Genomic DNA, 10,894 nt, shown 5'->3' on the forward strand with positions numbered 1-10,894 from the left:
GTTTCCAATGTCTATGAAAAACAGAGCATGATTGTCACCACCAACCTTGAATTTGGCCGATGGGATGAAGTTTTTGGTGATGAAAGACTTACAACAGCTCTTTTGGATCGTGTGGTTCACCATGCTCATATCCTTACTTTTACAGGAAAAAGCTACCGCTTTCAGCAGGCTATGGCCAGGAAAAACAAAAACAAAGAAGAATAAGCAATTTACATTTTTTGGTTACCCTTCTTTAAAGAAGGGTAACCGCTCCCAACCCGGACAACCGCACAACCATAAAGTCAAAACCAACATCAATACATTACCTGGGATGCTATGTAATTTTTAGTTTCCACACTCTGTACTTTTTATTTGCCAAACACATTTATCCGACCTCATGCAGCCAGAGATTATAATTTTTTCTCAGAAGCGAATAAGGATTGTTGTGACCTTCCCTCTCCAGAAGAAAGAACTAAACATTGAAGACCGCGCACCGATCGGGATGAGGCAGAGCAGGTTTTGGGGATAATAGAGAAGGCAGCCCGCGATCTGCAGGTCGAGGGCTTGAATCTATTTTTTAAATGCGGTCTGTCCGTTAAAGACAATAATAAAAATATATAAAGGATCATAGACAGAGCCCAGGTGGAAATGCAGAACCTGTAATTGAGATTATACTTGTTCTCGTTCTCACTCTTTGCTATAATTGTATCGAAAAATATCAGCATCTTTTATATATTCGATAAGTTCATATTATAAAATATATGGAAAAAAGCTTCGGCGATCACTGTCAGGCAGGCCCTGGAGGAGTTTGATTCTGTAGATGTCGTTCTCGATGATGAGACAGCTGCTGATAATGTCTATAGGATGGCGGAAAATTCGGGTTCTGCGGTGAAGAGAGAAAATAAAGATGAGGAGATCTTTTAGAGCTCTTCTGGAAATACAGGTTAATGCCTATAAAAGCTATGCCGACATATAAACATAACTTATAATAAATATAGCTATTACTTATTAATATATAAAAATAATAAAAGGAGGAAATCAGATTATGGACAACAGGAAATTCATCATCTTATCTGGAGGAATTATAGGTATTCTGGCTTCGCTGCTGGTCTATCTGGGCAATCCCAGCAATATGGGTATCTGTATGGCCTGCTTTTATCGCGATATTGCCGGAGGGCTGGGGCTGCACAGGGCCGATATAGTACAGAACCTCAGACCGGAAATAGTCGGTTTTGTTCTGGGGGGATTTGTGCTGGCCAAATCCAGGGGGGAGCTAAAACCCAGGACCGGTTCCAATCCCCTGCTCAGATTTTTACTGGGGGCTTTTATGGCCATAGGAGCCCTGGTCTTTCTGGGCTGTCCCTGGCGGATGATCCTGCGTTTGAGCGGCGGTGATCTCACGGCTCTGGGCGGTCTTTTCGGTTACATAGCGGGAATATATATCGGAGTGGTCTTTCTCAGAAAAGGATTTTCTCTGGGCAGAGCCCATTATGATCTGGAACCTGCCAGCGGCTATGTTATACCCCTGATATTTCTGGGAGTTATGGTGCTGAGGCTGGCAGGCCCTGAATTCATATTTCTGAGTGAGGCCGGCCCGGGATCAGAATTTGCACCTGTATCAGCTGCTCTGCTGGCAGGCCTTGTTGTGGGGGGGCTGGCCCAGCGCAGCCGCATCTGTACAGCCGGTGCTATAAGGGATATGTTTCTGATAGGTGATAATCATCTGCTCAATGGAATTATAATGATCTTTCTTCTGGCTCTGGCTGGAAATCTGGTGCTCGGGCAGTTTACTCTGGGCTTTGCCGATCAGCCCGTGGCTCATAATGAATTCACCTGGAATTTTCTGGGGATGGTCATAGTGGGCATAACGGCAGTTATGCTGGGAGGCTGTCCGCTGCGCCAGACCATACTTGCCAGTGAAGGTGATATGGATGCAGGTCTGGTCATTTTTGGCCTTATAGTAGGTGCGGCCTTTTCCCATAACTTTGGACTGGCAGCTTCACCTGAGGGAGTTGCTTTCAACGGACGTCTGGCCGCTGTCCTCATACTCCTGGCTATTCTAATCATCGGTGTGGTCAATATTCGCTGGAACAGAAAATAGAAGATGTGAAGGTATTTAACCTAAAATCTAAAATAATTATATAAGGAGGAAAAGTCATGTCACATAAAACCGTGGATACAAGCGGACTTTCCTGCCCTCAGCCTCTGATGATGGTAAAAGAAGCTCTGGAGGAGAGCAAGGATGAGTTTGAAGCTATCATCGATACCGAGGTGGCCCGGGAAAATATCACCCGTTTTCTGGAAAATGAAGATGTAGATTTTGAGATCGAGCCTGAAGGGGATAATTATATATTCCATATAAATTCTTAAAGATACTGAGGAGAGTGAGCACTATGGTTGATTCGGAAGAAGAATACAATGATTTCCTTGTTACTTTTCATGCTACCTCAGCTGCCATGAGATGTGAGAAAATCTGCCAGCAGTCCGAGCTCGATGCTCATCTGCGGCCGGTGCCGCGCGATATCAGTTCTTCCTGCGGCCTGGCCCTGGATGTAAATGAGGTGGCGCTCTGTGATCTCGAAGAGACTCTGAATAACAGCGATATAGGTGTGGAAGCTCTTTATTCCTGCCGCGAGGATGAGTTTGTGGAGCTGGAGTTTTAGCTGTGAAGCTAGATAACGGGAAAGGAGGATTAGATGGCTTCTATATATCTGGATAATGCCGCAACCAGCCATCCCCGGCCCCGGCCGGTGGTCGAGGCGGTGAGCGGCTATCTCAATGAGCTGGGGGCAAGTCCAGGGCGCAGCGGACATCGACCATCGCTGGAATCCGGCAGGCTTGTGCTGGAAACGAGAGAGCTTGCTGCCGATTTTTTCGGCGCTTCATCTGTCGAAAACGTCATATTCACCGCCAATGTAACCGGGGCTTTGAATATAGCTCTCAAAGGTTATCTGCGGCCCGGTGATCATGTTCTGACCACCCGTTTTGAGCATAATGCAGTCCTGCGCCCCCTGCACAGATTGAAGGAGGAGAGGAATATCGAGATAGATTATTTCCCGGTTGACAGCGGCGGCAGCATAGAGAGAGAAGATTTTGAACAGCTGCTGCGGGAGGACACTTCGCTTGTGGTCATAAATCACGCCTCAAATGTAACGGGTGCTGTGCTCGATATCCTCCCCCTGTCCGAATGGTGTGGTGAGTACAATCTGCCGCTCATGGTCGATGCCGCTCAATCGGCGGGGAGTCTCGATTTCCCCTGGGATAAACTCGACGCGCAGTTTCTCTGTTTTACAGGACATAAGGGTCTTATGGGGCCGCCGGGGACCGGAGGCATGATAATAGATCCGGAGATGGTTGAGCGGACGAAGAGCTTCATAGAGGGAGGGACCGGCAGCAAGTCAGATAAGCTCACACAGCCGCAGGTTCTCCCCGACAAATATGAGGCCGGAACTATGAATACCGCCGGTATTGCCGGACTGAATGCCGCTTTTAAATATCTTGCAGATGAAGGTCTGGAGCAAATTATTGAGAAAAAGAAAAGACTGACAGAAAAACTCTGCCGGGGAATGGAAGATATACCGGGTATCGAGGTTTTGGGGCCCGGACCCGGGGAGAGAAGAACGAGCACGGTCTCTATAACCTGGAGTGATGGCGATACAGCCGAGCTTTCGGTAAAGCTGGACAGGGAATACGATATCATGACCAGATCGGGCCTGCACTGTGCTCCTCTGGCCCACAGGGAGCTTGGGACCTATCCCCGGGGAGCTCTGCGCTTCAGCACGGGCCATTTCAACAGCGGGGATGATATAGATAGAACGCTGGCAGCTATTAAGGAGATTCTGGGCTGAGCCAGCCTGATATTCTGACAGTGGTGCAGGTGACAGGAGGTGTTTTATTATGAGCGCTGATCGCATTAAGCTGACAGAAATGAGCTCCAGCTCCGGCTGAGCAGCTAAAGTGGGGCCGGAGGATCTGGCCGAGATACTGGCGGGGCTGGACTTCAGCAGCGATGATGAGGATCTTCTCATCTCGCTGGCCGATAGCGATGATGCACTTGTCTACAGATTGAACGAGGGGCAGGCTCTGATTAAAAGTCTCGACTTTTTCACACCTGTTCTCGATGATCCCTATCTCTACGGACAGGCTGCTGCTGCCAACTCACTGAGCGATATCTATGCCATGGGAGGCAGGCCGATGCTGGCGCTGAATATATGCTGTTTTCCCGGCAGCCTGGAAAAGGAAGTTCTGCAGGAGATATTAAAAGGCGGTGTGGAGAAGACCAAAGAGTCCGGTGCTATTCTGGGGGGCGGTCATACCGTCGAGGATGATGAGCCCAAATACGGACTTTCGGTTGTGGGCACAGCTCCCCCCGAAGATATTATCTCCAACGGCGGCGCCGAGCCCGGAGATAAGTTAATTCTCACCAAGCAACTCGGCACCGGAATCATGGCCACCGCCCTCAAAGCTGATATGATCGAGGGAGCTGCTGACAGAGAATTTGTGCGTTCCATGCTGCGCCTCAATGAAGCGGTTCTCGAGCTTAGAGATGATTTTGCAGTTAAGGCAGCCACAGATGTCACCGGCTTCGGCCTGGCAGGTCATCTGCTGGAGATGCTGAATGCCAGCGGTGTCGGCTGCAGGGTTTTTGGTGACAAACTTTCTTATTTTGCAGAGGTTCCCAGATTTATAAATATGGGTCTGGTACCTGGCGGACTGCATAAAAACCGTGACACCTTTTCCTCCAGCGTGGAGATTACGGATAACGCTTCCGCAGAAATGCTGTTGAATGATCTGATCTATGATCCCCAGACCTCGGGCGGTCTGCTCCTGGCTCTGCCTGCTGGCCAGGCCGAATCCGCCCGCGATCTGCTGCTGGATGCAGGTGAAACGGCCAGAATTATTGGCCGGTTTACAGACTCTGAGCCCGGCATCGTGGTAGAGTAAGGTCAAAGAGCCTGGTCTGCCGGGATCGGAGCCATCTTTGCCCTGACCGAAACCAAACAGCCCCCTGCCAGTACTGGCAGGGGGCTGGGCCCGCTGAGAGCCCTGTGAGAAGCCGGATAGGATTGGCGGGGCAGTAGATGAGATTGATTTTAATATTTTGCTCTCCAAATTTAAAAAATGGCTGAACCAGCAGATCTGGTTCAGCCATTTTTTATGCCCATAAAATTTGCTATAAATTCATTTTCAGGCTGGTTATAAATTTATTTGGGAGTTCCTATCTGTTTAATTTCTCCCTGGTTCATAACAACAACTCTATCAGAAAGACTCATGGTTTCTTCCTGATCGTGAGTAACATATTCCTGCCCCATGAGCGCAGCTCTTTCTATCAGGGGCTCACCTGCATAGAGAAGATTGGCCGACCCGCCCCCATCGAGATTGAGGGCATAATAATAACCCTGTTTTCGGGCCAGTTCAGCGAGCTCGGACAGTGTCGCTCCGGCGGACATACCTATCTCCGTGGACATCCCATCACAATTTCCAGCGGAATCCACAGCTAAAGACCGACCTTCCACAGCGATGATACCCAGCTCACCTTCAGCGGTAATCCCCAGCATCATGCGAGCTGCCCGGGTCCTATCCACATCATAAAATTTATAGTGGTTGATAGATGAGGCTATAAAATTTTTCACAAAGTAGGGGAGGAAATTATTTTTCGGCGTAGAATAATATATTTAGACGGGATATGTTTAAAAAACATATTTTTTTGGGATTGTTATGTTTGTCCCAACATAATACCAGCAAAATAGGTGATATAACTATGTCAATTTTTAATTTCAAAGCAAGAATTGCGGTTACTCTGGTTCTGGTTTTAATGATCTTTATGGGAGCGGCAGTAACTATGCAGGTGGAGGCAGAATCCTTAACACTGGCCACCACCAGCAGCACCGAAGACTCGGGACTTCTGGGTGAGCTTCTGCCGGTCTTTGAGGAGAGAACGAGCTATGATGTAGATGTGATAGCGGTGGGAACCGGTCAGGCTCTGGAGACTGGCCGCCGGGGCGATGCCGATGTGCTGCTGGTGCACGCACCTGAGCTGGAAAAGGAATTTGTGGAAGATGGTTATGGAACCGATAGATATTACATAATGAACAATGACTTTATAATTGTGGGGCCTGCAGATGATCCGGCCGGTCTGGCAGAGCTGGATACCACCGAAGAGGCCATGTACGCCATCAAAGAGACGGGAGAAGCCGGCGAGCTGACCTTTACCTCCCGTGGTGACGGATCGGGCACTCATTTTCAGGAGGAGCAGCTCTGGCAGGCAGCGGAAATCGCTCTGGAAGCAGAGGTAGAGGGCAGAAGCTGGTACAATAGCCTGGGTCAGGGCATGGGCCCTACTCTGACCGCGGCCAATGAAATGGGCGCCTATACTTTAACCGACAGGGGAACATTTCTCTCCATGCAGGATGAGCTGAACAATCTGGAAGAAATTTTTGCTGGCCCGGAAGAGCTCGATAATCCTTACAGCATCATGCCCGTCAATCCTGAGACGCATGATGTCGATTATGAGGGAGCCCTTGGGCTCGTCAAGTTTTTTCTGGAAAGAGAAACTCAGGATATGATAGGTGAATTTGGGGTTGAGGATTACGGAGAACCTCTCTTCCTGCCCGGTCTTTTCTAAGCCCTGAAATTTCTGTCCTGACTGGCACTATTAGTTTCCCCGGCAAATTCAGGAATCTGCCATAAATCGCCTGCATGCTTGCATCCACTGCTCGTTCGATCGCTGAGAGGCTCCTTTCCCTGGTAAAATATATTAAACCCTCATCGGACCTATTCGGATGACAGGAAAGGAGTCTCTCCTTCTTTATTGAATTCTTTAATGAGAAAAAAATTTATAGTGAACAAAGCTTTATATTTTAACGATTGAGGGTAAGAAGAACCCAGTGATAAATCCGGAGGTATTTCATGGGTACATTATTTGAAGGGCTAATAGAAGCACTGCACTTATTGATAAACCTGGACTCCCAGGTGCTGGAAATCATCATCCGTTCCCTGCAGGTAACGGGAACAGCCCTGTTTTTCTCTATTGTCATAGGAGTCCCCCTGGGGACTTTGATGGGCATGGTTGATTTTCCCGGCAAAAAAATAGTTACAGCCTTGCTCTATACCGGCATGGGTTTTCCCCCGGTGGTGATAGGTCTGTTTGTTTTCATTCTGTTCTCCGCCAGCGGACCCTTTGGCCAGCTGGGCTGGCTTTTCACAACCAGAGCTATAGTCGTCGCGCAAACAATTCTGGCTCTACCCCTGGTTACCAGTTTTGTCATGACCTCTGTCATGAGCGTTGATGATAACCTGATAATACAGATGCGGGCCCTGGGAGCCAGCAAAAAACAGCTGTACTGGGCGGTAATAAAAGAAGCAAAACTGGGGGCTGTTGTGGCTATAGCTGCAGGTTTTGGAGCTGTGATTTCTGAAGTAGGGGCTGTCATGCTCGTGGGAGGCAATATAGAAGGAAAAACCCGGGTGTTGACTACTGCTATAATGCTGGAAACCCGCCAGGGACGATTTGGGCTGGCCCTGGCACTGGGTATTATTCTGCTGGCTATAGCTTTTATCACCAATATTATTATGATGAAATTTCAGCAGAGGGAGATAAAATAACATGTCGGGTTCGGTATACAGCGTGAAAAATTTGAGTAAAAAATATGATGGCAAAGAAGTTTTGAGCCTGGATGAATTTGAACTTCATCAGGGCGAAGTTTTCGGGCTGGTAGGTCCCAGTGGAGCGGGAAAGAGCACCTTCCTGCGGCTGCTGAACTTTTTAGAAAAACCCACCACAGGAATTATCAGTTTTAACGGGGGGAAATTTGATCGAGAAAATCAGCCTGATTTAAAAACGAGAAGAAAGGTGACCACCGTTTTTCAAAAACCGGCTCTTATGAAATCTTCGGTCTGGAAAAATGTGCTTTATCCTTTAAAGATACGCGATATCAAAATCGACCGCGAGCTGGAGCAAAAAGCTGAAGAGTTGGTATCAGATATCGGGCTGGAAGATTTGATAGATAAGAGGGCTGATAAACTTTCCGGGGGAGAAGCCCAGAGAGTGGCTGTAGCCCGGGCTTTAATTTTTGAACCGGATGTTCTGCTGCTCGATGAGCCAACTTCCAATCTGGATCCCACCAATATCAGCATAATCGAAGACAAAATAAAACAGTACAGCGAAGAGAAACATAAAGCAATCCTGATGGTTACTCATAATATATTTCAGGCCAGGAGGCTGGCTGACCGTGTAGGTCTGATGCATCGGGGTTGTTTTATCGAGGTTAAAGATAAGGATACATTTTTTTCTTCGCCGGAAAATGAACTGACCGAGAGATTTTTAGAAGGAGATCTGCTGAATAAGGAGACCTGCTGAACTGAAGACAGGAAGATCCTACAGGAAGATGCTAATGTAAAGACAGATTAAAATATCAGACAGATTAAAATATCATTGGAGTTAACTCACATATTATGGAGGGAAGGCAATGAAAGAGTCCAACAGCAAGAGCAAGCAGCAGCCCCAAAACTGGTCGGATTTTCGTTTTACGGCAGAAGAGGCCGCCGGTGCTGTAGGTGATTTCGGCACTTTATTCCCCATAATTATCGGGGTGGCGGTAGTTACCGGACTGGATTTAGGACCTATTTTGTTATTTATGGGGTTGGCCTATCTGGCCACCGGTTTATATTATCGGCTTCCCATGCCGGTTGAGCCGATGAAATCTATTGGGGCGGTGGCGATCGCCGGAGAATTAAGCGCCGGTGAGATCAGAAGTGCCGGTATTATGATGGGAATTATTCTTCTGGCTCTGGGATTCGGCGGCTGGATCTCTATCCTGCGCGAAAAAATTCCCGGCTGGCTGATCCGGGGCATCCAGCTGGGTCTGGCAGCAATTCTGCTCCAGCAGTCACTGGCTTTTATTCTCAGCGATCCGGTTCTGGGCACTATTTCTGCCCTGATCATAGTCGGGTTTACCTTTTTGCCTATTTTAGATATATCTTCCCTGGTGGTTCTGGGTATCGGCATTATAATAGGTTTTCGTACCCTGGGAGGTATCCCTCTGCATATCATCTCCTTATCACCGCCAGCACTCCCCGGCCTGGAAACCTTTTTGCCGGGGCTAATTCGGGGAACATTTCCCCAGCTGCCCCTGACCGTGGGTAATGCCGTGCTGGCCACATCTCTGATGATTACAGACCTTTTCAATAAAAATGTGGCTGAAGAGAAATTGGTTAAAAGTATGGGGGCTTTCTGTCTTCTGTTTGTACCACTGGGTGGTTTCCCCATGTGCCACGGAGCCGGTGGACTTGCCGCCCAGTACAGGTTCGGGGCCAGGACTGGAGGCTCCAACCTTATTTCAGGCACCATCCTGTTGATAATGGGAATCTTTTTCGCTTCACCCCGGCTGATAGAGTTTTTCCCCTACGGAGTTCTGGGGGCCCTGCTGGTATTTTCCGCGCTGCAGCTGGCCCGCTCCGGTAAGCAGACCGATCGTCCTGTGCTCAGTTTGCTCACCGCAGGTCTGGCCTTGCTGGCTGATATCGGAATTGCCTTTCTGGTGATGGCAGCAATTTCCGCTATATATGGATTTTACAAAAAACAGATTAAAACCTGGTAATGCAGATAGCTACTATAATAGCTACTATAATAACTAAAATCTTCGCCTCTCTTTATTCAATTATCTGCAAAAATTCCTCTTCATAACTCTTTTCCAGCTCCTGCTCAACTCTGGCTTTAAATGATTTATAACCTCTCATCAAATTTCTGCCTCTTTCTGTCAGAGTGCTGCCTCCTTTTTTGCCTCCTCCAGTTTCTCTGTGAATTAGTTTGCTGTCCAGCCTGTTTTCGATCTTCTCTATTTTTCCCCAGGCAGTCCGGTAGGACATATCAAGCCGGGCAGAGGCCTGATTGAGAGATCCGGTTTCCTCTATTTTTTGCAGGAGCTGCAAAAGACCTTCTCCAACAATCTGCTCGCCTTCTTCGTTTTCTATCCACAGTTTTAATCTGGGCTGCATGCATCATCACCTCACAGCTAATATTATGTTTAATCATCATTAATCTCCGATAAAAAGTTAACCTCAAATACAATATCATTATAACAGGAATCGGGCTGCAATAAAATTTCATTAACAACTTTATCAAACTTATAAGGGTTCATATTTTTACAAATAAACCCAAAATTGTGCATCTGATCTTGCAAAAAACATTTGAATATTAATTTGGGCTTTTTTCGTTGAAAATCAGCTATGATATGCCGGTGATATAAAGAGGTAGTAAAATCAATTTACCCCGGAAGTAGTGGTATATAGGTTGATGAGTGAAAGATAAAGTAGACAGGCAGAAATATTGACCCCAAACAAATAAATAAGGGGTGAAATTCCTCCTAATTCTTGATATAATGGTAATAAGCGAAATCACCAAAACAGAAAAGGAGGAATTTCACCCTATGGCTATTATACCAAATAAAAGACTATTTGGCTACCGTGAATGTGAAGATTTGGGAGATTTAGCAAGACTAAAACTGGTGATAGAGATTTTACCTGACGAAAAGCTGATGAAGCATCTTGAAAGAAAGAGAAAACACGGCAGGAACGATAATCCCATCAGAGGAATGTGGAATTCAATTCTGGCAGGAATAGTATTTGAACACGAATCTATTGAGAGTTTAAGAAGAGAGCTTAAAAGGAACGGACAGCTAAGATATTTATGCGGTTTGCCTAATGGTACCCCTTCAGCTTCCGCCTACAGCCGTTTTTTAGACAAGTTAATGGAAGAGGAGCATTTTGAATATATTGAAGAGATGTTTGAGGAACTGGTAGAAAAATTAAAGGAATTAATAGATGATTTTGGAGAGGTTATGGCAGTAGACGGCAAAGCCGTAGAGAGTTTTGCCAATCCTCATGATTATGATAAAGAAGAACTGAAAAAGAGAAA

12 protein-coding genes and 1 pseudogene are annotated in these 10,894 nt (G+C 47.0%); 11 read left to right on the plus strand and 2 right to left on the minus strand.

The window, feature by feature from the left end; genetic code table 11:
* The 6 genes from BLT15_RS12360 to selD form a co-directional block, all read left to right on the plus strand.
* The coding region (locus tag BLT15_RS12360) for an ATP-binding protein (RefSeq protein ID WP_159429955.1) at positions 1 to 204 on the plus strand (204 nt) is incomplete at its 5' end.
* Positions 205 to 1,024: 820 nt separating this feature from the next.
* Positions 1,025 to 2,080, plus strand: coding sequence for a YedE family putative selenium transporter (gene yedE, locus BLT15_RS12365; protein ID WP_089762275.1), 1,056 nt, complete (start codon positions 1,025 to 1,027; stop codon positions 2,078 to 2,080).
* A gap of 56 nt (positions 2,081 to 2,136) precedes the next feature.
* On the plus strand, positions 2,137 to 2,349 hold the full coding sequence (locus tag BLT15_RS12370) for a sulfurtransferase TusA family protein (RefSeq protein WP_089762277.1): 213 nt from the start codon (positions 2,137 to 2,139) through the stop codon (positions 2,347 to 2,349).
* Between the two features lie 23 nt (positions 2,350 to 2,372).
* Positions 2,373 to 2,642, plus strand: coding sequence for a putative Se/S carrier protein (locus tag BLT15_RS12375; RefSeq protein WP_089762279.1), 270 nt, complete (start codon positions 2,373 to 2,375; stop codon positions 2,640 to 2,642).
* 33 nt (positions 2,643 to 2,675) lie between these two features.
* Positions 2,676 to 3,827 carry an aminotransferase class V-fold PLP-dependent enzyme gene (locus BLT15_RS12380; protein ID WP_089762281.1) on the plus strand — a complete coding sequence of 384 codons (1,152 nt, stop codon included), beginning with the start codon at positions 2,676 to 2,678 and terminating at the stop codon, positions 3,825 to 3,827.
* A 49-nt stretch (positions 3,828 to 3,876) separates the two neighbouring features.
* Complete coding sequence (gene selD, locus BLT15_RS12385; protein WP_427854229.1) at positions 3,877 to 4,923, plus strand: selenide, water dikinase SelD; 1,047 nt, start codon at positions 3,877 to 3,879, stop codon at positions 4,921 to 4,923.
* 401 nt (positions 4,924 to 5,324) lie between these two features.
* On the opposite strand, the pseudogene BLT15_RS13735 reads toward selD, so the two are convergent.
* Positions 5,325 to 5,612: pseudogene (locus BLT15_RS13735) on the minus strand (phosphodiester glycosidase family protein); the annotation flags it as partial.
* 128 nt (positions 5,613 to 5,740) lie between these two features.
* On the opposite strand from BLT15_RS13735, the gene BLT15_RS12395 reads away from it, so the two are divergent.
* The 4 genes from BLT15_RS12395 to BLT15_RS12410 all read left to right on the plus strand — a co-directional run bounded on the left by BLT15_RS12395 (position 5,741) and on the right by BLT15_RS12410 (position 9,578).
* Positions 5,741 to 6,604 carry an ABC transporter substrate-binding protein gene (locus BLT15_RS12395; RefSeq protein ID WP_089762285.1) on the plus strand — a complete coding sequence of 288 codons (864 nt, stop codon included), beginning with the start codon at positions 5,741 to 5,743 and terminating at the stop codon, positions 6,602 to 6,604.
* 284 nt (positions 6,605 to 6,888) lie between these two features.
* Entirely contained in the window at positions 6,889 to 7,584 is a 696-nt protein-coding gene (locus BLT15_RS12400) for an ABC transporter permease (protein WP_089762287.1), read from the plus strand.
* A 1-nt stretch (position 7,585) separates the two neighbouring features.
* Positions 7,586 to 8,338: an ABC transporter ATP-binding protein gene (locus BLT15_RS12405; RefSeq protein ID WP_089762290.1), complete on the plus strand. Its 753-nt coding sequence runs from the start codon at positions 7,586 to 7,588 to the stop codon at positions 8,336 to 8,338.
* 109 nt (positions 8,339 to 8,447) lie between these two features.
* Entirely contained in the window at positions 8,448 to 9,578 is a 1,131-nt protein-coding gene (locus BLT15_RS12410) for a putative sulfate/molybdate transporter (protein ID WP_089762292.1), read from the plus strand.
* Positions 9,579 to 9,630: 52 nt separating this feature from the next.
* On the opposite strand, the gene BLT15_RS12415 is transcribed toward BLT15_RS12410, so the two are convergent.
* A complete protein-coding gene (locus tag BLT15_RS12415) occupies positions 9,631 to 9,975 on the minus strand; it encodes a winged helix-turn-helix domain-containing protein (RefSeq protein WP_089762294.1) in 345 nt (114 codons plus the stop codon).
* 431 nt (positions 9,976 to 10,406) lie between these two features.
* On the opposite strand from BLT15_RS12415, the gene BLT15_RS12420 reads away from it, so the two are divergent.
* The coding region (locus tag BLT15_RS12420) for a transposase (RefSeq protein ID WP_234985624.1) at positions 10,407 to 10,894 on the plus strand (488 nt) is incomplete at its 3' end.

It is taken from the genome of Halarsenatibacter silvermanii, from assembly GCF_900103135.1.
Lineage (GTDB): Bacteria > Bacillota > Halanaerobiia > Halanaerobiales > Halarsenatibacteraceae > Halarsenatibacter > Halarsenatibacter silvermanii.